Source organism: Vibrio sp. 2304 (assembly GCF_033339475.1).
GTDB classification, from domain to species: domain Bacteria; phylum Pseudomonadota; class Gammaproteobacteria; order Enterobacterales; family Vibrionaceae; genus Vibrio; species Vibrio alginolyticus.
In genome coordinates this window covers 131,589-154,178 of record NZ_JAWOUQ010000008.1, presented here as the reverse complement: position 1 = coordinate 154,178, position 22,590 = coordinate 131,589, and the positions used below count along the sequence as shown (strand labels likewise).

The 22,590-nt window shown below is 44.6% G+C and carries 23 protein-coding genes; 9 read left to right on the top strand and 14 right to left on the bottom strand.

Features of this window, described 5'->3' with window-relative positions:
• Nucleotides 1–188: 188 nt before the first annotated feature.
• From R7P64_RS16670 to R7P64_RS16660, 3 genes are all read right to left on the bottom strand, one after another.
• Nucleotides 189–1,133 (bottom strand): LysR family transcriptional regulator, encoded by a 945-nt coding sequence (locus R7P64_RS16670; RefSeq protein WP_017634801.1) that lies wholly within the window; start codon nt 1,131–1,133, stop codon nt 189–191.
• Nucleotides 1,134–1,221: 88 nt separating this feature from the next.
• On the bottom strand, nt 1,222–2,193 hold the full coding sequence (locus R7P64_RS16665) for a lytic transglycosylase domain-containing protein (protein WP_005388330.1): 972 nt from the start codon (nt 2,191–2,193) through the stop codon (nt 1,222–1,224).
• Between the two features lie 48 nt (nt 2,194–2,241).
• Nucleotides 2,242–2,523: a YcgL domain-containing protein gene (locus tag R7P64_RS16660; protein ID WP_005382303.1), complete on the bottom strand. Its 282-nt coding sequence runs from the start codon at nt 2,521–2,523 to the stop codon at nt 2,242–2,244.
• Nucleotides 2,524–2,720: 197 nt separating this feature from the next.
• Between R7P64_RS16660 and minC the strand changes: the two genes are divergently transcribed.
• Genes minC through minE form a run of 3 tightly spaced genes read left to right on the top strand, consistent with a single transcriptional unit; the run spans nt 2,721 to nt 4,479 of the window.
• Nucleotides 2,721–3,383: a septum site-determining protein MinC gene (minC, locus tag R7P64_RS16655; RefSeq protein ID WP_005382304.1), complete on the top strand. Its 663-nt coding sequence runs from the start codon at nt 2,721–2,723 to the stop codon at nt 3,381–3,383.
• Nucleotides 3,384–3,400: 17 nt separating this feature from the next.
• On the top strand, nt 3,401–4,213 hold the full coding sequence (gene minD / locus R7P64_RS16650) for a septum site-determining protein MinD (RefSeq protein ID WP_005388331.1): 813 nt from the start codon (nt 3,401–3,403) through the stop codon (nt 4,211–4,213).
• A 2-nt stretch (nt 4,214–4,215) separates the two neighbouring features.
• Entirely contained in the window at nt 4,216–4,479 is a 264-nt protein-coding gene (gene minE, locus R7P64_RS16645; protein WP_005388332.1) for a cell division topological specificity factor MinE, read from the top strand.
• Between the two features lie 77 nt (nt 4,480–4,556).
• On the opposite strand, the gene rnd is transcribed toward minE, so the two are convergent.
• The 7 genes from rnd to R7P64_RS16610 all read right to left on the bottom strand — a co-directional run bounded on the left by rnd (nt 4,557) and on the right by R7P64_RS16610 (nt 12,049).
• Nucleotides 4,557–5,675 (bottom strand): ribonuclease D, encoded by a 1,119-nt coding sequence (gene rnd / locus R7P64_RS16640; protein WP_085569974.1) that lies wholly within the window; start codon nt 5,673–5,675, stop codon nt 4,557–4,559.
• A gap of 78 nt (nt 5,676–5,753) precedes the next feature.
• The gene (gene fadD, locus R7P64_RS16635) at nt 5,754–7,445 is read right to left on the bottom strand and encodes a long-chain-fatty-acid--CoA ligase FadD (RefSeq protein WP_005382216.1); all 1,692 of its coding nucleotides are present in this window, start codon (nt 7,443–7,445) and stop codon (nt 5,754–5,756) included.
• Between the two features lie 106 nt (nt 7,446–7,551).
• Nucleotides 7,552–8,406 carry an alpha/beta fold hydrolase gene (locus tag R7P64_RS16630; RefSeq protein WP_213967013.1) on the bottom strand — a complete coding sequence of 285 codons (855 nt, stop codon included), beginning with the start codon at nt 8,404–8,406 and terminating at the stop codon, nt 7,552–7,554.
• Nucleotides 8,407–8,412: 6 nt separating this feature from the next.
• Nucleotides 8,413–8,970, bottom strand: a complete 558-nt coding sequence (locus R7P64_RS16625; protein ID WP_258644889.1) for a Slp family lipoprotein — start codon at nt 8,968–8,970, stop codon at nt 8,413–8,415.
• 41 nt (nt 8,971–9,011) lie between these two features.
• A complete protein-coding gene (locus R7P64_RS16620) occupies nt 9,012–9,317 on the bottom strand; it encodes a hypothetical protein (RefSeq protein ID WP_017819942.1) in 306 nt (101 codons plus the stop codon).
• A gap of 60 nt (nt 9,318–9,377) precedes the next feature.
• Complete coding sequence (gene tsaB, locus R7P64_RS16615) at nt 9,378–10,079, bottom strand: tRNA (adenosine(37)-N6)-threonylcarbamoyltransferase complex dimerization subunit type 1 TsaB (RefSeq protein ID WP_033906910.1); 702 nt, start codon at nt 10,077–10,079, stop codon at nt 9,378–9,380.
• A gap of 29 nt (nt 10,080–10,108) precedes the next feature.
• A complete protein-coding gene (locus R7P64_RS16610; protein WP_005382210.1) occupies nt 10,109–12,049 on the bottom strand; it encodes an ATP-dependent DNA helicase in 1,941 nt (646 codons plus the stop codon).
• A gap of 218 nt (nt 12,050–12,267) precedes the next feature.
• On the opposite strand from R7P64_RS16610, the gene purU reads away from it, so the two are divergent.
• The 3 genes from purU to R7P64_RS16595 all read left to right on the top strand — a co-directional run bounded on the left by purU (nt 12,268) and on the right by R7P64_RS16595 (nt 15,295).
• Nucleotides 12,268–13,101 carry a formyltetrahydrofolate deformylase gene (gene purU, locus R7P64_RS16605; protein ID WP_005382206.1) on the top strand — a complete coding sequence of 278 codons (834 nt, stop codon included), beginning with the start codon at nt 12,268–12,270 and terminating at the stop codon, nt 13,099–13,101.
• Between the two features lie 207 nt (nt 13,102–13,308).
• Nucleotides 13,309–14,925: a serine protease gene (locus R7P64_RS16600; RefSeq protein WP_318119043.1), complete on the top strand. Its 1,617-nt coding sequence runs from the start codon at nt 13,309–13,311 to the stop codon at nt 14,923–14,925.
• Between the two features lies 1 nt (nt 14,926).
• Nucleotides 14,927–15,295, top strand: coding sequence for a hypothetical protein (locus R7P64_RS16595; protein WP_154204751.1), 369 nt, complete (start codon nt 14,927–14,929; stop codon nt 15,293–15,295).
• Between the two features lie 72 nt (nt 15,296–15,367).
• Here R7P64_RS16595 and R7P64_RS16590 read toward each other — a convergent pair whose 3' ends face one another.
• Nucleotides 15,368–15,964, bottom strand: a complete 597-nt coding sequence (locus R7P64_RS16590; RefSeq protein WP_213912469.1) for a VOC family protein — start codon at nt 15,962–15,964, stop codon at nt 15,368–15,370.
• Between the two features lie 220 nt (nt 15,965–16,184).
• On the opposite strand from R7P64_RS16590, the gene argS reads away from it, so the two are divergent.
• From argS to R7P64_RS16575, 3 genes are all read left to right on the top strand, one after another.
• Nucleotides 16,185–17,918 carry an arginine--tRNA ligase gene (gene argS, locus R7P64_RS16585; protein ID WP_005388349.1) on the top strand — a complete coding sequence of 578 codons (1,734 nt, stop codon included), beginning with the start codon at nt 16,185–16,187 and terminating at the stop codon, nt 17,916–17,918.
• Nucleotides 17,919–18,022: 104 nt separating this feature from the next.
• Entirely contained in the window at nt 18,023–18,451 is a 429-nt protein-coding gene (locus R7P64_RS16580) for an HIT domain-containing protein (protein WP_318123720.1), read from the top strand.
• Nucleotides 18,452–18,601: 150 nt separating this feature from the next.
• Nucleotides 18,602–19,123, top strand: a complete 522-nt coding sequence (locus R7P64_RS16575) for a YqhA family protein (protein WP_042523163.1) — start codon at nt 18,602–18,604, stop codon at nt 19,121–19,123.
• Between the two features lie 108 nt (nt 19,124–19,231).
• Here R7P64_RS16575 and R7P64_RS16570 read toward each other — a convergent pair whose 3' ends face one another.
• The 3 genes from R7P64_RS16570 to R7P64_RS16560 are packed head-to-tail and all read right to left on the bottom strand — an operon-like array spanning nt 19,232 to nt 21,962.
• Complete coding sequence (locus tag R7P64_RS16570; protein ID WP_318123718.1) at nt 19,232–19,462, bottom strand: FeoC-like transcriptional regulator; 231 nt, start codon at nt 19,460–19,462, stop codon at nt 19,232–19,234.
• Entirely contained in the window at nt 19,459–21,735 is a 2,277-nt protein-coding gene (feoB, locus tag R7P64_RS16565; RefSeq protein WP_318123717.1) for a Fe(2+) transporter permease subunit FeoB, read from the bottom strand. Before feoB ends, R7P64_RS16570 begins: the two co-directional genes overlap by 4 nt.
• A complete protein-coding gene (locus R7P64_RS16560) occupies nt 21,735–21,962 on the bottom strand; it encodes a FeoA family protein (protein WP_005382190.1) in 228 nt (75 codons plus the stop codon). Before R7P64_RS16560 ends, feoB begins: the two co-directional genes overlap by 1 nt.
• Between the last annotated feature and the right edge of the window lie 628 nt (nt 21,963–22,590).

The following is a 22,590-nucleotide window of genomic DNA, read 5'->3' as shown; positions in this document are numbered from 1 at the left end:
TGAGGATGTTAACAGTGTGAAAAGTTTAAGCGACCAATAACTGACCAACAAAATAACCAATTGAATTTATTGAAGATAAACGTTTGCTTATCTTAATTATTTCCATATGGAAAATATGTTTCTGATTCAGGAAAAATTTTTGTGAAGTGAATCACCTTATGTGTCGTTCTACAACGTCATTGATCCTGTTATTTAGGAATAGAGATGTAAGGCGCCAAACGTTGGTCCCAATGACAAGGGTTGCCGATCTTCTGTTTGATAAAGTTAATCACTGCGGATATTTTTTTTGGCATATGCTGGCGGCTTGGGTATACCGCATAAAACGGCATCGACTGGCTGGCTTTCCAATCAGGTAACAGCTGTATTAACTTACCCGTTCTGAACTCATCACCCAGCAAGTAAGTGGCAAGGTAGGCAATACCCCAACCTGCAATAGCCGCATCCCGAACGGCTTCTGCCAGATCCACTGAATAGTTACCCGAGACTTTTACGTTCAATTCTTGCTGATCTTTGGTAAACGCCCACCCCGTATAGTCACGCTCCCAGCTTCTGTATATGAGGCAGTTGTGAGCAGATAGGTCATCCGGTTCTGTTGGCGTGTCATGTTTCAATAAGTAATCTGGCGATGCCGCAACAACAAACTGGCAATCCGTCAAACGCTGCGCAATGTAACCTTCAGGCAAATGCTCGTTGTTGGTTACCCATAAATCGAGCCCTTCGGCTAACATATCGACCTTATAGTCAAACAGATGTACTTCCACTTGAAGTTGAGGATACAGTTCGCGTAACTCTTGAATCGCTGGAATAATGTGTAAGGTACCAAATGATTGCGACAACCCAAGACGTACCAAACCTGCCACTTCATCCCGCTGGGTTTCCATCTCTAATGTGGCGCTGCTCACCGCTTGTACCACTTGCTCACAGTGATGAAAAAAGGTTTTCCCTGCCTCAGTCGGCGTAAAGCTTCGCGTAGTGCGTTGAACAAGCTTGATACCAAGAGACGCTTCTAACTGACTTAACTGTTTACTCACATGAGACACCGACACGCCTAAGCTCTTTGCAGCAGCTGTGAAGCTTTTGTGTTTAAGAAGAGCGGAGAAAATCACCATTTGTGCGGCACGTTCAGATAACACGCTTTACCTCGATTTGGTTATAGAAAAAACAAAGGGCTCCGAAGAGCCCTTGTATTGAAGACTGGATGCCAAATTGTTTGATGGCAGATCAGTATTTAATGCGGTCAGCCAAGTGACTCACAGCAAGTGCGAAGTAGTAAGAGCGGTTCCACTTCATCAATACGTTGTAGTTATTGTAAACCAGATACGTACGACCATTCTCGTCGTCCGGCATGATCAACCATGCTTTGATGTCTTCATCCAGTTTTGGCAACGGGCTACCGTCATATTTTGTGATACCTAATTGGCTCCACTCTTGAAGGTATTTGCCTTTTTCAGCCGTGCGCCCTTCTAGACTGCGATCAATATTTTTAGGAACCTTAACTTGGCGACCCCAAGTATATTTATCATCCCAACCAGACTTGCTCAAATAGTTAGCGGTTGATGCAAACACGTCCGCTTCAGATTGCCATATGTCTTTTTTACCATCCCCGTTGCCGTCAGCAGCAAAACGAAGGAAAGAGCTTGGCATAAACTGGCATTGACCCATCGCACCAGCCCATGAGCCTTTAAAGTTCTCTAGCTCAATATGGCCTTGATCGAGGATCTGCAGTGCCGACATAGTCTCTTTACGGAAAAACTCTTCACGACGGCCTTCAAATGCCATTGTGGATAGTGCATCAATCACTTTAAAGTTGCCGGTAAACTTACCAAAGTTACTTTCAACTCCCCAAAGTGCCACAATAAAGCGCGGGTGGACACCGTACTCATCGCCTATACGCTTTAGCTCGGTGTAATGCTCTTTGTAGAGTTGTCTGGCTTGCTTCACCTTCCATTCAGGCACCGCGCGAGGAATGTACTCATCCAATGTCAGTTTCTTTTCTGGTTGGTTTCGGTCCGCTTTTACTGCTCGGGGCTTGTACTCAACATTAGCAAAAGCAGCACTAATGACCTGCTCTGAGATACCTTTATCACGAGCTTCAGCACGCAGCTTATTCAAGTATTCATCAAAACCCTCGCTACTTGCAAAAGCCGAGGTACACATACCAACGCTAAGCATGGTAGCCAGTATCTTTTTCATATTGCCCTCCTTGAGCAAGGCAGAAATCCCAGATGAAAAACGATGACGTTATTCGCCTTTCTGCTGGGCTTTTTGTTCTTTGTACTTTTCTAATAGGTTCTCCGGCGGCGGTGGAACCTGAAGAAAGAAGCCATCATTTTGTAATGAAGCCTTCACTTTTTCGATATCAACTTGTGCCAATTTACGGCCATCAAGTTTAATCGTCATGACAGCGATAGGCTTACCGAACATCTGCATTAAGGTGTCAGGAACCTGTGAAAAATCATCCTTTTTCGGAATATAGAGATAAGTACCTTCTTTTTTCGAGCTTTTATAAATAGAACAAAGCATGACACGCCTTTTATGCTGATTTAGCCGCGTTGAGTGCGGATTAGGTTGAAAACGTCAAATTCTCGCAAACTTAATAGCAAATTTGAGATTAATTCACCTATTTGCCCACGAGAGAACTTGCTGCGTCAAAGGATGAAATATAACATGACATACCTAGTTTAAGGCAACGCTCTTTCAATAAAGGCAAGAAGTCCACGATGACCCATTCACCAGACCTTAAAGGTAGCAGTTTTACATTGTCAGTTTTACACCTTTCTGACAATGAGATCGCAAAGACTGTCGAATTTTTGCAAGAAAAAGTTTCTCAAGCACCTTCTTTTTTTGCATCCGCGCCTTTGGTAATCAATATAGCAAAAGTACAAGGCGACATTGATTTCCCTAAGCTTAAACAAGGCATCTCAGATGCCGGTTTTATTCCGGTCGGTGTAACGGGCTGTAAAGACAAGCGTGTACAAAACCTTGCTTCCGAAGCTGGCTTCGCCATTATGTCGGCGAGCAAATCGCCCAGCCAAGCACCTGCCAAAATGGCACCAACGAAAGTAGTTCGTACGCCTGTCCGCTCAGGACAACAGATCTACGCAAAAGATGGTGATTTGGTGGTGCTAGCGCACGTAAGTGCAGGTGCTGAAGTCATTGCTGACGGCTCTATTCATATCCATGGCACACTTCGAGGTCGTGCGATTGCAGGAGCAAGTGGTCAGCAGGAAGCGCGTATTATTTGCCACGATTTACAAGCAGAACTGGTATCCATTGCGGGTGACTACTGGTTAAGCGATCAAATTGAAAGCGAGTACTGGCAAAAGAAAGTAATGATCAGTAAAGCCGATGAATCATTACATTTAGAAGTTCTCGCGATTTAATCTAAAAAGGAAAAAAAATGGCACGCATTATTGTAGTAACGTCTGGTAAAGGTGGCGTTGGTAAAACCACTTCAAGCGCAGCCATCGCCTCTGGTCTAGCTCTTAAGGGAAAAAAGACCGCGGTGATCGATTTTGACATCGGTTTGCGTAACCTCGATCTAATCATGGGCTGTGAGCGCCGCGTCGTGTATGACTTTGTGAACGTCATTAACGGCGAAGCGACATTAAACCAAGCGCTGATCAAAGATAAGCGCACGGACAACCTATTTATTCTTCCTGCTTCTCAAACTCGTGATAAAGACGCACTGACAAAAGATGGTGTTCAGCGCGTATTCGGCGAACTTGATGAAATGGGCTTTGATTTCATTATTTGTGATTCACCAGCAGGTATCGAGCAAGGCGCGTTAATGGCCTTGTACTATGCCGATGAAGCCATTGTCACAACGAACCCAGAAGTCTCTTCTGTGCGTGACTCTGACCGCATTCTCGGTATTTTAGATTCCAAGTCACTGCGTGCAGAACAAGGGCTAGAGCCAGTAAAACAGCACCTTCTACTGACTCGCTACAACCCATCTCGCGTCACTCAAGGCGAAATGCTAAGCGTTGAAGACGTAGAGGAGATCTTACATATTCCACTACTGGGCGTGATTCCAGAAAGCCAAGCCGTGCTTAACGCGTCAAACAAAGGTGTGCCAGTCACTTTTGACGATAACACCGATGCGGGTATGGCTTATTCTGACACCGTTGATCGCTTATTAGGCAATCAGGTTGAATTTCGTTTCCTTACTGAGGAGAAGAAAGGACTCTTTAAACGACTCTTTGGAGGCTAGACATGTCATTATTAGAATTTTTCCGTCCACAGAAGAAAACTTCTGCGAATCTAGCTAAAGAGCGTTTGCAAATCATTGTCGCAGAGCGCCGCAGCCAAAATGATCCTGCGCCGTCTTACTTGCCTCAATTAAAAGAAGACATCTTGAAGGTGATCAGCAAGTACGTGGCAATTGATCCAAATATGGTTGACTTAACATTTGAGCACAAAGACGACGATATCTCAGTTCTTGAGCTGAATGTGAAGCTACCAGACGAAGAAAAGTAATCAGTTTCTCTCGCAAGACGAATGCTCTAATTAGAACGAAAAAGGTTGGCATCGAGGCCAACCTTTTTCATCTTTCATTACTTTAATGCTTTGTTCATCTTGTCGCCGAGTAAATCCAAACGCCACCCTTGCATCAAATCAGGCAATACTTCTGGGTCACGATCTTTTTTCCAAACCCAACTGATCAACTGATTGATCTGCTTTTTAGAGGCAAGGAACTCCGTGGCTAAACCTGACTTCTGCGAAGCCGATTTCACCAAGTCTTTCATATTTTTGAAGACCTGCTTGTAACCCGGATAGTCCATTAAACGCTCAATTTTCGCAGGATACTCTTCAGAAGGTGTTTGCTTCGCTTGTTTAACAATCGCGGCAATCTTCGCGCCATGGCGGTTAATCGCTCGGATATCAATATCTTCTGCTTCCATCTTCTTAAAGTTCGTTAAACCAAGACGAGCGACCGTTAATAGATCACCTTCTTTGAAGATAAAGTTCAGCGCTAAATCTCGTTTGATTGCTTCACGATAACGCCACGTCGCCAATGGCTTTAAAATCGCCAGCTCAGAAGGTTTTAATTGCCAAGCGCCCTTAATATCAAGGTAGGCATTCTCTTCATTGGTTACGCGAATACGTTTCGAAACGAGTAAATCACTTTCTTGCTGTACAGCTTCCCACCAACCTGCTTGCGTCACCTTATCGAACAGCTTTTCGTATAACGGTAACAAGTAATGAACATCTGCGGCAGCATAATCTAATTGCTTTTGTGTCAGTGGACGAGCCATCCAGTCGGTACGTGATTCACTTTTGTCGAGCTCTACGCTTAAATATTCTTCCACCAGCGATGCGAAGCCTGTCGATAGGCCGTGCCCGAGAAAAGCGGCCATCAGCTGCGTATCCACCATAGGGAATGGTGTACAACCAAAAGCGTTTTGGAAAACTTCTAAATCTTCACCACATGCGTGCAGCACTTTTAGCACAGAAGTATCTTTTAATAGCGCTACAAACGGCGTCATATCCGTTAATTCAGTCGGATCAATCAGCGAGAGGCGATTACCATCGAAAAGCTGAATCAGACCTAACTGCGGGTAGAAAGTGCGAATACGAACGAATTCGGTATCCAGCATCACTACGTCTGCCTCTCGGGCATGAGTGCAAACCTCTTCTAGGTCTTTGTTTTTAGTAATAATTTGATAGTTCACATACTTCTCGCTATAAAAATGCCAGCAAAACGCTGGCATTCTATCATTTTTTAAATCTCTCGACTCGACGAAATCGGCTTATGCGCTTTTCTTCGCAAGTTCAGCGTCATTCTCTTCGCGTAAAACACGACGCAAGATCTTACCGACATTGGTTTTAGGTAAGTCTTCGCGGAACTCAACCAACTTCGGAACTTTGTAGCCAGTTAAGTGTTCTCGACAATGCGCGATCACTTCGTCTTTGGTCAAGCTCGGATCGCGTTTCACGACATAAATCTTCACTAATTCACCAGACACTTCATGCGGCTGACCAATAGCAGCAACTTCAAGTACTTTGCCGTGAAGTGCTACAACGTCTTCGATTTCGTTCGGGTAAACATTAAAGCCTGATACTAAGATCATGTCTTTCTTACGGTCAACGATATGCAGGAAGCCTTCGTCATCGAACTTAACGATGTCGCCGGTTGATAGCCAGCCGTCTTCGTTAATCGTATCTTTCGTTGCTTCAGGTCGTTGCCAGTAACCTTGCATAACCTGAGGACCACGAACTTGAAGTTCGCCAGTTTCAGTATTCGCAAGAGCGTTACCTTCTTCGTCCACGATACGAACTTCTGTTGATGGTACCGGCAGACCAATAGAGCCATTGTATTCAACAAGATCATGCGGATATGCCGCCACCAACGGAGAACACTCTGTTAGACCGTAACCTTCGAGCAAATAGCAACCCGTGGTCTTTTGCCATCTTTCTGCCACTGAGCGCTGCACTGCCATGCCGCCGCCAACGGCTAAACGTAGATTACTGAAATCCAACTCGTGGAAATCTTCATTATTGACCAATGCATTAAATAAGGTATTCACGCCCGTAATCGCAGTAAACGGATGCTTTTGTAGCTCTTTCACGAACCCTGGAATATCTCTAGGGTTCGTAATAAGTAAGTTACGACCACCCATTTCAACAAACAGCAGACAGTTTACGGTAAGAGCAAATACGTGATACAGCGGTAATGCTGTCACGACTAATTCACGCCCCGGAGATAAAACCGGTCCGTACGCGCCTTTTGCCTGTAGAACGTTCGCAATCATGTTGCGGTGAGTCAGAATCGCGCCTTTCGCGACACCTGTCGTCCCCCCCGTATATTGCAGGAATGCAATGTCATCCCCAGACATAAACGGTTTAACGTATTGTAGACGACGACCTTTACGTAGAGCCTGACGCATTGAGATTGCACCAGGTAAATCGTACTTAGGCACCATGCCCTTAACGTACTTCACGACAAAATCGACAATCGTACCTTTCGCTCGTGGCAGCATTTGACCAAGACTGGTTAACACTACGTGTTTGACTGGTGTTTTATCGACGATTTGTTCTAGCGTGTTCGCAAAGTTAGACACAATCACAATCGTCGTCGCACCTGAGTCATTCAATTGGTGTTCAAGTTCACGAGGAGTGTAAAGTGGGTTAACGTTTACGGCGATACAACCTGCACGCAAAATACCAAACAACGCCACTGGGTATTGCAGTAGGTTTGGCATCATCAGAGCGACGCGGTCACCCTTTTGCAGTTTTAACTCGTTTTGCAGATACGCTGCGAATGCGCGACTACGCTCTTCCAATTTACGGAAGGTCATAACCGAGCCCATGTTCATGAATGCTGGTTGGTCTGCATATTTTTGTACAGACTGTTCAAACATTTCTACCAAAGACTCATATTGCTCTGGATTAATGGTTTCAGGTACGTCACTTGGATAACGTGAAAGCCATGGTTTATCCACGATGTTACTCCTCGTTTATAACTGGCTAAAAAATAGCGTCCTTTTTATTTTGAAAGCTATTACAGCACAGCGAACGTGCTTGAGCACGCAACTCTCAAACACTTGTTTAAATTTTGTTAACTACACCAAGAATTCGCGTTGCGACCTCGAGTATTTGCTCTAAATGACAGTGATGACCACCCTTGACAGACACCACTTGCGGTGGGTTCTCTCCCCAATCAGCTTGGTTAGATGGTAAATTCTGAAATCCTTGATCGCCTAATACAATCAAATGAGGACAACGTATTTGGCTGGTAATCGAGTTAGCATGCGCTTGCGCCATTCGGTAAAGCGACGCACATTTTAACTTGGCGTCATGCCGCCAATACCATTTATCTCCTCGCTGCTCTGTTCCACGCTCGACTATCGGTAGAAGCTGCTCAGCGGTTAATTGGTTGGCTTGCATGCGTAATTTTAACGCCAGATCGAAGGAGGCAATGGCTCGCTCTGGCTTGTTTTGCTGTCTTATTCGACTTAAAACGCCATCGCGAAGACGAGGCAAACTGTTAATAGGATCCTCATGAAGAGGTCCTGCTCCCTCAATTTGCACAAGAGCTTCGACCTGCTCTGGAAACGCTGCACTATAGCAACTTGCGATTAAAGCACCAAGTGAATGCCCTACTAATATCAGTCTGTTTGGTGATAATTCGTCCAAAAACTGATACAAATCGGCAATATAGTCGTGAAAGGGGTAATAATTATCGTGAGATTTATGACTCGATAAACCGTGACCAAAATGATCGATGGCGAGGAGGTGTAAGTGAGGATTAAGTTGATTCAACTGCTCCATGAGCGCTTTAAAGCTGCCCGCATTATCTAACCACCCATGAAGAAAAACGACTGACAAGTCAGCCGTTTTCTCGTTCCCTATCTCAAGGGCTGCCATTTTGCCGGCAGGAAGCTCGAATTGACGCTCATGCATCGCAGATTATTTGACCTGTTTTATCACTTTACCGTCTTGTGGGAAATCATTACGCCACATGCGGCAGTTAATCGAGTAACATGGGTAAAAGTAGGTTGGCGAGTCATACATGCGTACACGTTCTTCAATTTTCCATAAACGGTACCCTTCCCCCTTAATTACCGGGAAGATGTAACCGTGCTCACCGATCTTTCCTTCTTCTTCCCCTGCTCCTTTGCCTACAACCGTTACCAAACGGCCTTCACTAAAGGCGACAGGCTCTAAATAGCCATCAAAATAGGCGACAAAACGTCCCGTAGGCTCTTCATCAATATCAGGTTTACCAGACTTACTGATAGGAAGGTTTACAATCTCTAGACGCGTTTTATCTTTAAAGTTATCCACTTTAGCGATGATTCCACCAAGGCGAACATCTTCACTCACTTGCCCCTGAGACTCAGCAAAAGCTTTATAGTCTGTAACGACCAATTCTGTGCTTGCATTTAGCTCCTCTGGCAACGAGCTACACGCAGACAAACCAACCGAAGCAAATAATGCGAGAAAAAACCGTCCAAAAACCTTCATAAACCACCTTTCAATATTTGTAACCCCAAGCTGGGGAGATCTCACACGTAAATATCGACACCAAGTAATTGAGCCAGTTCCTCTTTTTTAGCTCGATTCATGACATCCATGTACTGCTCCATTGCTTTACGTGCGCCCCCTTCAGGAAGGTCATATTGCACTTGAGCTCGGTGAATTTGGGACTCATCCACGTGTTTTATGGAGTGCGCCACGGCGTTAGCAACCTTTGAAGGCTGACCTACAGGCTGCTTTGTTTGTGATTTATTTACCTGCTTCTTTTGACTGGCTTTATGAGTGCGATTTGCACCGGGAATCAAAGAAGGAGGCAAGCCATTAATCGACGCCATAGCACTCCATAAAAATACAGGGCAAACGCCCTGCTTTTTGTCAGGTTAATGAAAAACGGACTATTCGCGACCAGGAAGTTTTTTCCATGTCACATTATCACGTAAATAAACAGGGCTCGAATCTTCGACCGGCACGGTGTTACCCTTTTTAAATTCTTGTTCAGCAAGAATCACAATGTCTTGTGAATCAGGGTACAGAACGTCACCATGCGTCAAATTAAACGGTAGGTCTGCTAATACTTCTTGGTAAGCATCCCAACCAGTACCTGCTGTCGTCCACGTTTTGTCGTCTGCTTGTGCTTCTTCAACGAGACGTGCTGGTGGAATTACGCACTCTGCATCCATCTCTGCCCACTCACCGTTTGCTTGGCGAGTGTAACGTGCCCAGTAAACTTCACCCATACGTGCATCAATGGCCACAGCGACATCGGTCACACCATGTAAGCGATAGCTACCTTGAGCCATTGCAGCTAGCGTTGAAACGCCGATCATAGGTAAGTCAGCACCGAACGCCAAACCTTGTGCGATACCAATACCGATACGAACGCCAGTAAAGCTACCTGGACCACGTCCAAACGCTAACGCATCCAGCTCTTGTAGAGTCAGGCCAGCTTCTTTGAGTACTTCATCAACCATTGGCAGTACTTTTTTGGTGTGATCGCGTGGTGCAACCGCGCTACGTGAAATCACTTGATCATTAGCCAACAACGCAACTGAACAGTTTTCAGTCGCTGTATCGATAGCAAGAATTTTTGCGCTCATTTAACTCTCTACAACTTTCATTTATTGGGTTATGCCTCAGCACTTGCGTCTGTGACAGATTGTTCTGCTTTCAGGAATGCTTTGATTCCATCTAAGTCTCGCGTCCTTGGGATAGGTGGTAGGCTTCCGAGGAAAATACCACCATAGTCTCGCGTGACGAGGCGATTATCACAAATGATCAACGCACCGTGATCCTTCTGATCTCGAATTAATCGCCCTACTCCCTGCTTTAACGTAATCACTGCATCCGGGATTTGTACTTCAGCAAATGGTTCACCGCCACGTAATCGACAATCCTCGATACGGGCTTTGAGTAACGGATCGTCAGGGGCGGTAAACGGTAATTTGTCGATAATAACACAGCTCAGCGCATCACCTCTAACATCAATCCCTTCCCAGAAAGCGCCCGTCGCCACGAGTAAAGCGTTACCCAGTTCCATAAACTCCGCCAAGGTTTTCTGCTTACTCATCTCCCCTTGCATTAACACAGGCAGCTCAAGTACTTCTCGGAACTTCTCACCTAGTTCACGCATCATGCTGTGCGAGGTACATAAAAAGAAGCAGCGACCATCATTTTCTTCAATCACCGGAGCAAGCATTCGGACTAACTTATCCGCTAAGCCGTTACTGTTTGGCTCTGGCAAATACCTTGGCACACAAAGGCGCGCTTGTTTTTGATAATCAAAGGGGGACGGCAGAGAAAATTGCTTTGTAGGCTTGAGGCCAAGGCGCTCAGTAAAGTGCTTGAAGTCGCCCGATACGGCTAGGGTTGCTGACGTGAAAATCCACGCGCCTTGTTTAATCTCTATTTGCTCATGGAACTTGTCCGCGACAGAAAGAGGCGTAATGTGCAGAGCGAAATGACGAGGCGAGGTATCGTACCAGTATGAGTAACCGGTAATATCGACATCACAGACGCGGTCGATGCGGCCTTTGATCAAATTGGCTCGTTCAAAGGCGGTATCCAGTAATTGACTGCGCCCTAAGGCTATTTTGAGTACATCAATCGCCAATTCGAGGCTGTCAGTTAAGCGCAATAATTCTCGCTTAATAGAACCTGATTGCAACGCCTCACGCCAGTTGCCACGAAAGCCTGGCTCACCCAATACAATCCGCATGTCCATTGCGCTTTGCATGAGTTTGTCGCCCACTTTTTGCAATTGACGCATATCTTTGGCTTCGGTGCGATAGGCTATTTCAATGTCTTTGGCAAGATCGTGAATTTGGCGGCTTGAAACTGACTGGCCGAAATATTCGCTCGCAATATCTGGCAACTGATGAGCTTCATCAAAAATAAACACATCGGCTTCTGGAATCAGTTCACCAAATCCTGTTTCTTTAATCGCTAAATCAGCAAGAAACAAGTGATGGTTCACTACAACAATGTCGGAATCCATGGCTCGCTTACGCGCTTTCAATACAAAGCAATCAGTGTAGCTCGGACATTCTTTACCTAAACAGTTATCATTGGTTGAGGTGATGGTCGGAATGATCATGCTGTCTTCTGGCAGATCATCACAATCCCCAAGGTCACCTGTTTTGGTTTCTGATGACCAAGCACGCACTTTAACCAGTTGAGTTAATAACGTCGGGTCAGATTCATTAGTGTGGCTTTCGACCATTTGGCGGCTCAAACGATCCAAACACAGATAATTAGAGCGCCCTTTTAATAACGCCACTTGGCCATAAAAACCAAGCGCATTGACCATGAGCGGTAAGTCACGATGGTACAACTGCTCTTGCAAGTTTTTCGAGCCTGTACTGATGATCACTTTTTTACCGCTCAACAGCGCAGGGACTAGGTATGCGAAGGTCTTACCGGTTCCGGTTCCTGCCTCCACCACCAACTGGGTTTGATCTTTGATCGCACTGCTGACGGCTTCCGCCATATCGATTTGTGGCTGACGAGCTTGAAAGCCAGGAATGGCCTTACCTAACGCGCCATCAGAGGAAAAAGTTTTTGCGATCATGCTTGGTATTGAGTTTGAAAAATTATCGAGAGTATATCAGAGGAATAGGAGTGACATCAGCCCACAATCTGACCAGCTTGCGGCGACACGCGGATATTTTGTTGAAACCAACGTAAGAATAGATTATTTATGGTGAAACATGGCAGTACAGTTACACCCGCCAGGGAATAATAACAAATTCGTACGCTAAAATATTAATGCATGGAAGTACCTGATTTATGGAAAAGAAAACACTGTTGACCCACTGTTCTGACGCCCCGGGTCTCATCTCGAAAATTACTAATATCTGTTACAAGCACCAACTCAACATCGTTCACAATAACGAATTTGTTGATAATACCAGTGGCCACTTTTTCATGAGAACGGAGCTAGAGGGATACTTCAACGATCAAACGTTTCTTGCCGACTTGGACCAAGCTCTCCCGCAAGGTGCTAAGCGTAAATTGGTTGGCTCTCGCCGTAAGCGCATCGTCATTCTCGTCACAAAAGAAGCGCATTGTTTAGGCGATATTCTGATGAAAACCTACGATGGAAGCCTAGATGTTGAGATCGCCGCTGTGGTGGGGAATTACGACAAACTGCAAACTCTCACTGAGCGCTTCGACATTCCTTACCACCACGTGACCCATGAAAACCTTAGCCGTGAAGAACACGAGCAGAAGATGCTAGAAGTGATCGATCAATACGATGCTGACTTTTTGGTGCTAGCTAAATACATGCGCGTATTAACGCCGACGTTTGTTGAGAAATATCACCACAAAATCATTAATATTCATCACAGCTTCTTACCTGCTTTTATTGGCGCGAAGCCATATCAACAAGCTTACGATCGCGGTGTGAAAATCATCGGTGCAACAGCACACTTCGTGACTAATGATTTAGATGAAGGGCCGATCATCAAGCAAGACGTAATTCCTGTCGACCATACATTCAATGCCCAAGATATGGCGCAAGCAGGACGCGATGTAGAGAAGAACGTATTGAGTAAGGCTTTGAATAAAGTGATCAATGACCACGTCTTTGTTTATGGGAATAAGACCGTGATCCTGTAATCCCTCCGTACTAGTTACAACGATAGTGAAACCCGTCCAACGTGGCGGGTTTCATCTTTTCAGAAGATCCCCCCCTCCAATTCTAACCATCAAAGTTAAACCGATACGTTATAATTTTTCATTTCTCTACAACTATTTACTGAGAGAATGATTCCGTTTATCATTTGTCCTCCTTATAATAAACCACGTTAATATTACGGAATTAAAATGAAAAAAACGTTAGTGGCTTTTCTGATTGGGCTGACTTTACCAGCAACCACAATCGCAGATACTCTTGAGCCTGTTCAGAATGATGTATCCACTCGCATTATCGGCGGCGAACCTGCCAACACTTCCGACTGGAAATTTATTGCTTCACTGGTCCGTAAAGGACAACCTACATCTATTGGCCACTTCTGTGGCGGTAGTTTCCTTGGTGGAAAATACGTATTAACTGCTGCGCACTGTGTGGAAGGTCTTAATGCGGACGATATAGATATCGTTCTTGGCCTTTATGACCAAAACAACGAGTCTCAATCGCAGCGTATCGCTGTTAACAATATCTATTCACATAATGAATATAACAGCAATACAACGAACAATGACATCGCTCTTATTGAATTAGAACGCAATATCGATAGCGCAACGATTGACCTGGCAACGCCAGAACTTTTAGATAGCGTACGTGTGGGAGACAAGTTGCACGTGGCTGGATGGGGAAATACGTCCACGACAGACCGAATATACCCAACCGTTTTACAACAAGTAGATTTGGAATACGTAGATCGAGCTACCTGCCAAAACCTACCAGGAAACTACTCTAATGTATCAGATGATGGCATTTGCGCCGGATACTATTGGGGAGGTAAAGATAGCTGCCAAGGAGATAGCGGCGGTCCGCTCATCGTTGACGATAACGGCATCAACAAGTTATTAGGGGTGGTCAGTTGGGGTGATGGATGTGCTCAACCAAATGCTTATGGTGTTTATGCAAACGTCGCTCATTTTCAGCACAATGGTTGGATAGATAGTCATCGTAATACTATCAGTTATACCCAGTATCGAGATCTTCATTTCGTTGAGCGAAAAGCGCAGCAAGAGACCTTTACTATTCGTAATGACGATACTATCCCATTCAACATCTACGAAAGCACAATATCATACGGAAGTACCATCGAGAAAAGCACTTGTACTGGTACCTTAAAGCCTTCTCAAAGCTGCCAAATTACCGTGGGTTACCAACCTAGCTATTCAGAGTCAGTAACAACGATAGAGCTCTTTACCGATCATCCGAAACTGTCCAAACTTACAACAACGTTTAAGTATACAGGTGTAGATAAAGCAAGCAGCTCATTGAGCAGTGCCATCCCACTAGCTGGCGCAACTGTTTACACCAATGAATACGCTTGGACAACTGAAAATGGTGAGCTTCAGTCAGCAGAAATGGGAATGTCTACTGGTGCATCCATTTTGCATTTAACCGATTTGCCAAAAGGCAAACTATCCATGGATTTTAAAGTCCTATCCGATGGTTTCGATTATTTTGTCGTTTTTGTCAATGGCCAAGAGTATGACTACACCCGCCAGCTTCTTGATTACAGTGAACTTTCTATCGATTTTTACAGGAAGTCAAACACGGTTACTTTTGCTTATCTGAAAAATTACGAGTTTAGCGGTGGTTACAACGCGCAAGCGTATATTCGCAATATCAAGATGTCAGTTAGTTCAGATAACACTAGCGAGAGCAGCGTAACCAAAACATCAAGTTCAGGCGGCAGCTTCTCAATTAGCCTATTAATGTTGCTGGCCGCAGGTCCTTTCCTGCGTCGCAAAAAAGGACAATAAGATGCAATATGTACTCAAAACAATGCTGCTTGGCTTGAGCTCCATCAGTTTAGTCGCTTGCTCGGCAAATACAGAAACGCAGCAAGGTCTAGAGTCTGAACATCAAGCCATCATGGTTGAAGCGTATCGAACTAGCGATAGTCAAATTTCATTTATCGCCGAGTCTAATGGCTGCAGTAAGAACGATGACTTTAGCTTGAAAATAGAGCAAAAATCTTCAACGGAAGCCCTGCTCACAATCGTCAGGAACAAAGTGGATCATTGTAAACGAATGCCGTTTCCAAAGACTTTCACACTCACTCTAGATGAAGAGTTGAAAGGCAAAAAACTTTCCATTACCAACCCAAAACGCAAATCACCGGCTAAATAGTGATTCGCTTACGAAAGGGAGCCTCGGCTCCCTTTTTACCTCTCGTAACTCAGCAATTCTCACTCTAGCGTTTTACGCCTGCTCAGACTCCACAATACGCTTAAGTGAATGCGGGTGCAGTTTGATACAAATGCCTTGGTACTTAAACGCCACGGTTGGGTTGTTCAAGCGTTCGCCATCCCCTTTCGGGCTCGACAGTTTGATCTTCACACCTAGCTCTTCCAACTCATTAAAACGCGCGCCAAACGCTGGGTAAGTGTGTTTCAAATCAGCAAGAAACTCGTCTGCAGTTTCGGCATGAGACGGAATCACAAACTCCACATGTTCCCAACTTTCATTTGGGTAGATTTTGCCTTCCGCAGGGTATGGCAGTTCCAGACACTCAATCTTCCAACCACGGCTTTCCAACGCTTTGTCGAATTCGATAACGATGATTGGACGACCGTTGATTTTCGCTTGTGAAATCACCTTACCGTATTGATTCCATGCTTCATGCGCGGCTTTTGCTGTTTCAGTATCATTAATTCGCAGCGCAATATGGTCAGCTTGAGCAAAGCTCAGATCCAGTTTTAACAGGGATGCAAGCTCTTCAATCTTCGCCATAAATTCATCCAGATCTTGGATCATCAATTTAGGCGCTAGGCGTTTTTCAACTAGTGGAGTCGTCATTGTGGCTCTCTTATGGGGCGATTTATCTCATTACTCTGAGCGCAATAGTAAACGCAAACCAAACCACATTTCCATTCAATCGAAAAAGTATAAATTTCCCCAATTCCTCTCTGTATGAAAAGCAATAAAGTTGTTATCATTAGCCCCATTTTTGTGAACTCCAACAGAACTCGGCACTTACTTCGCCGAGTTCTTCGTCCTTGAATTGAAGGAAACGCGTGTGAATATCCAAGCACTTATTAATGACAAAGTATCTCAGGCTCTAGAAGCCGCTGGCGCACCTGCAGGCAGTCCTGCGGCAGTACGCCAATCAGCAAAGCCACAATTTGGTGACTACCAAGCAAACGGCGTAATGGGCGTTGCTAAAAAACTGGGTACTAACCCACGAGAATTTGCACAGAAAGTACTGGATGTTCTAGACCTAGATGGTATTGCAAGCAAGACAGAAATCGCAGGTCCTGGTTTCATCAACATTTTCCTAAGCGAAGAGTTTCTAGCAAAACAAGCGGAAGCAGCACTGGCTGACTCACGTCTTGGCGTTGCAGCAGACGAAGCTCAAACTATCGTTGCTGACTACTCTGCACCAAACGTAGCTAAAGAAATGCACGTTGGTCACCTACGTTCAACCATCATCGGTGATGCGGTAGTACGTACTCTTGAGTTCCTAGGTCACAAAGTGATCCGTGCGAACCACATCGGCGACTGGGGTACTCAGTTCGGCATGCTTATCGCAAACCTTGAGCGTGTACAACAAGAGTCTGGCGAAGTTTCTATGGAACTGGCGGACCTTGAAGGCTTCTACCGCGAATCGAAAAAGCTGTACGATGAAGATGAAGACTTCGCAGTAAAGGCGCGAAACTACGTTGTGAAACTGCAAAGCGGTGACGAGTACTGTGCAGAAATGTGGAAAAAACTCGTTGATGTAACCATGATCCAAAACCAGCGCAACTACGACCGTCTAAACGTGTCACTGACTCGTGACGACGTAATGGGCGAGAGCATGTACAACGACATGCTTCCTAAGATCGTTGCAGACCTAAAAGAACAAGGTCTTGCCGTTGAAGATGATGGCGCGCAAGTTGTATTCCTAGATGAATACAAGAACAAAGATGGCGAACCAATGGGCGTTATCGTTCAAAAACGCGATGGCGGTTTCCTATACACAACAACCGATATCGCATGTGCAAAATATCGTTATGAAGAGCTAAGCGCAGACCGTGTGCTTTACTTCATCGACTCACGTCAACACCAGCACCTAATGCAAGCTTGGACAATTGTTCGTAAAGCAGGCTACGTACCTGAGTCAGTATCTCTTGAGCACCACGCGTTCGGCATGATGCTTGGTAAAGATGGTAAGCCATTCAAGACTCGTGCGGGTGGTACCGTTCGTCTTGCCGACCTTCTAGATGAAGCAGAAGTTCGTGCAGCACAACTGATCGAATCTAAAAACCCTGAACTAGATGCGGAAGAAAAAGAGAAGATCTCTAAAACAGTTGCAATGGCAGCGGTTAAATACTCTGACTTATCTAAACACCGTACGACTGACTACGTGTTCGATTGGGACAACATGTTAGCGTTTGAAGGTAACACAGCACCATACATGCAATATGCATACACTCGCGTAGCTTCTATTTTCGCTAAAGCTGGTGTTGCTATGGACGCTCTCCAAGGTGACATCAAAATCACTGATGAGAAAGAGAAAGCACTTATTGCTAAACTTATGCAGTTCGAAGAAGCGGTTCAATCTGTCGCTCGCGAAGGCCAACCGCACATCATGTGTAGCTACCTATTCGAACTAGCAGGTCAGTTCTCTAGTTTCTACGAAGCGTGCCCTATCCTAGTTGCTGAAGACGAAGCTGTGAAACAAAGCCGTCTGAAACTAGCAGCGCTAACAGCGAAGACCATCAAGCAAGGTCTGTCTCTACTAGGTATTGATACTCTAGAGCGTATGTAAGCGATTCTAGAATCGAGACGATTTAGAAAGGTTGGCGTGAAAGCGTCAACCTTTTGTTTTATCTGGCGTATACTGATGTCATTCAATTCAAATCGGATAATATAATGAGTTTTGAACTGCACCCTCAATTGGCAAAAGACACTACCGTTATCGGTCACTTCCCTCTGTGTGCGGCGCTTCTGCATAAAGACAATGCTGTGCCATGGGTTATCTTGGTACCAAAACGTGCAAACCTAAAAGAGCTTCACCACTTGCCAATGAAAGAACAGCAACAGTTTTTGCTAGAGTCTCAAGCGGTAAGCCAAGCACTGGAAGCAACATTCCGTCCAGACAAGTTAAACCTCGGTGCACTAGGTAACATGGTGCCGCAACTGCACATTCACCATATCGCTCGCTTCAAAGATGACATAGCATGGCCGGGACCGGTTTGGGGTAATACCAAAGGTGAATTCCGTACAGAAGAAGAGCAAAACGAATTGCTTGGTCGCATTAAAAATGTGCTGTCACTGAGCTCTATTTTCCAAAAAGCATAAGCACTGCTAGCGAAAATAATTCGCCTTTGAATACGGCTGAAATAGACAGAGAAAGATTAATACGTATTTGTAACAATCTTTCTCATTTTTCCGGGATTATCACTAAAATAAAACTTGTTTAGACTACCAGCTCAGTTAGAGAGGGTCATCATGAAACAAGTCTTCAACACATTCCGATACGTCAGCTGGATCGCCATTATCTGTTCTATGGCTGCTTCATTCTTGCTTTTTCTTATGGGTGCAGCAAAAACCTATTCGGCATTTGCGGTCTTCATTCTCAATCAAACACCTCCAGAAGCACTCGCACATTTAGATAAAGCAGACATCGCGATCGCTTATTTGATCAAGTCACTGGATACGTTTCTTGTCGCACTAGTTTTGTTCATCTTTGCTCACGGCATCTACACACTATTTATTTCCAACAAAGCTAAAGCGAAAACACAAGAGCAGTCGGTTTTGCATTGGATCAGAACCCCAAACATCGGCCATCTAAAAAACATTTTGGCTGAAGTCATCATCGTGATCTTGTTTGTGAAGTTCTTAGAGCTCGTGCTGATTAACTTCGACAGCTTAGATTGGACGATCTTAACATTACCTATTTCGATTTTAGTTTTAAGTCTTGGTTTAAAGTTCCTAGGGTTAGGCGCGACTAAACACTCTGAAGAACATTAATTTCGCTGTATTCACAAACAATAACCAGCAAAATAAAAGCCGCATCATTGCTGATGCGGCTTTGTCGTTTTTACGTGATAATTTTTAGGTGACTAATTTTGATAGTCGCTACATGGTGACTGTCAGAGACAAACCATCTTGTTTAGTCACTGAGTAGCGAACTCGAGTCACGTCATGAGCTTTATTGGTGTCAACTAGGCGGCTAATTTTGCCCTTCTTAATCCACACACTTAACATCGCGTCAGCACCATCTTCACTCATCCCAAACTGTTTAGCCAGAGCTGACTGGGAGACGGTTCCTTTGTCTGCAATGTATTGATAAAGCTCTTTTAAAATCATGCTATTTGCACCTCTAATGCACCGTTTTGTTTCTTACCAACTTGTTTGAACACACGGTATGTGCCAAAGAAGATAGCTACGATCACAGCCATCCAAATACCACTTGTTACTGGGCTATCTGCGAAATGCGTCAATTGGTTGTAGAACGTCGCACATAGGTAAGCCAAGCCCATTGTCCAAACCGCAATAAAGCGTGCGAACTTATGACCAAACTCACGTACGTAAGCCCCCATCGCCGCCACACAAGGTGTGTACAGTAGGATAAAGATTAGGTAAGCAAATGCGGCATTACCAGAAGCAAACTGCGATTTGATGTTACCGAAGATAGAAGCATCGACTTCTTGCTCTTCTGCAACGGCATTTGAGTCAGTTAAGTCACCCACTTCAATACCTAGTGGATCTGAGTAGCTCAAACCGGCTAGGTTTTCAGGGATACTCATTACTGCCTCTTCTAGGCTGCCCATTAGATCAAATTCTGCGTCTTCACCGTCGCTTGGCGTAGTGTATAGACTGTTCAGCGTACCAACTACCGCCTCTTTTGCGAAGATACCAGTAATGATACCTACGGTCGCTGGCCAGTTGTCTTCTTGAACACCGATTGGTGAGAATACTGGAGTCACAACTTGCGCTGCTTTAGAAAGCACAGAGTTTTCGCTGTCTTCGTTACCAAAACTGCCATCAGTCCCCAATGAGTTGAAGAAACTCAGAATAGCAACAACGATAACGATGGTTTTACCTGCACCAAGTACAAAGCGCTTTAGCTTTTGCCAAGTTTTGATCACCACGTTTTGTAGCGTCGGAAGCTCGTAATCTGGCATTTCCATCAATAGGCTATCGCTGCTACCTGGGTAAAGCGTGTGCTTAAGGAAAAGACCTGTGAAGATCGCTGCCACAATACCAAGTAGGTAAAGTGCGAATACAATGTTCTGGCCAGAACCTGGGAAGAATGCCGCAGCGAATAGCGCGTATACAGGCAGACGAGCACCACATGACATAAATGGTGCCATAGAGGCAGCCAGTTTACGCTCACGTTCTTGGTCTAGAGTACGAGTTGCCATGATTGACGGTACGTTACAGCCAAAACCAAGAACCAACGGTACAAATGCTTTGCCCGGTAGGCCGATCTTCTGCATCACTTTATCTAGTACGAATGCTGCACGAGCCATGTAACCTGAGCTCTCAAGTACCGCTAGGAACAGGTACAAACACGCGATAACCGGAATGAAGGTAGCAACCGTTTGAATACCGCCGCCTAAACCATCAGCAATCACCGTAACCAGCCAAACAGGTAGGTGACCATCTAACAAGTGATGCCCACCATCAACCAATAATGCGCCCACACCAATGTCAAAAAAGTCGATAAATGCACTACCGATGTTAATCGAGAACATAAACATCAGGTACATAACAACAAAGAAGAAAGGAATTCCAATCCACTTGTTCAAAATAAACTGGTCGAGTCTTTCAGTCACACTACGACTTAACTTGCCTTCGCTTCGGCGAACTTTTTTACACTGTTCATGCAGATGCGTGTACTTAGTATCCGCGACATGCAAATCGATATCCAAATCTAACGTCGTAATGACTTCCAAGACTTTGCTTCTATCAATATCAGAAAGACTATTGAGCACCATTGTGTCTTTTTCAAGCGCACGAATCGCTAGTGCACGATGAGCGACGTTTTGGTCGTTAAAAAGTGCGGAAACCGTTTGAATTGCCGACTCCATCTTCTCACCGTAATGCAAAGACAATTCCTTAAGTGGCACTCCTTGAACGATGGATTTATGAAGCTTTTCTTTAAACTCTGCCACTTGAGTTTTATTGGTTGCAGATAAACTGACAACCGGACAACCTAACGTTTTCTCAAGCTCTGCAACGTTAATCATCTGACGTTCACGCTTTAGCGCATCCATCTTGTTGAGGACAACAATCATAGGGCGACCAAGTTCGCGAAGTTGCAGCGTCATATATAAGCTGCGCTCTAAACTTGTAGCATCCACCACGTTAATAATGAGATCAGCAGGATGAGTTAGAACCGCACGCGATGCGATGGATTCATCAATACTATTACTATCATTACCACTGTCTAATGAGTAAATACCCGGAAGGTCAGTGAGCAAAAACTCATCCCCAGCATGCTTGAATTGTCCCGTTTTCTTTTCAACCGTGACGCCTGCCCAGTTACCAACTTGCTGTTTTGCGCCAGTTAAACCATTAAATAGCGTCGTTTTACCACTATTAGGGTTACCTACGGTTAGCACTTGATATTGCATTACACTCGCTCCACTTCAATTTTCTGAGCAATTGTTTCTCGCAATGCGACAGACACACCACGGACTTCGACTTGTAAAGGATCGCCCATTGGCGCACGTCGAATCACTTTGACTTCTGTATTGGGAAGCAGCCCCATTACCATGAGTTTCTTTCTGATATCTGATGAAAGACCATCTAACAACCGAATCGTCACCGTATCGCCAGGATTAATCTCTGATAACTTCATAGTGGCCCTTAAGAGTATTGCTAATGAGAAATATTATTATTTAATAAGTTTAGGTTGCCAATATTACTCCCCTATACCCCTTCAATCCTTGTGTGAAATCAAAGATTCCGTAAATGTTTTCACGCTTTCAAACGTTAACTTCGTAAATTTCCTCTCGTTATTTACGTCAAAATTAACAATTAAAAATGACACCTAACGAAACAAAAATGTCACAAACCAAGACAGAAAACAAAAAATTCAAATTAAAACAATGGTTTAAGTAAAAAACCAAACGTTGTCGCTTTTCTCATATAAACATGGCGTTATTTTTATAAGAAAAATAAGTAACCTCTCGTATAGTTACTCCATCGAGAGGGCAACCTCTCTAATAAATTCCAGAGGTGGCATGGCAACATGTCACTCCGGCAGCAAGCGAAGGTGTCCTTGACACCCGTGGTATAGTCCCCCCGGCTATACCACGATATTTTTTTTTCACCTCTTTCAAAACTTCTTTACCTTATTCATCTTTTCAACACAGTTTTCGTTTTCACGAATGTCGCATGCCATAACTCCCCCAAATGAACCACGCTCTTTTGATACAGCAATACAACTGTCATTTATTTGTTGCAACTATCAGTAAATCATTCTC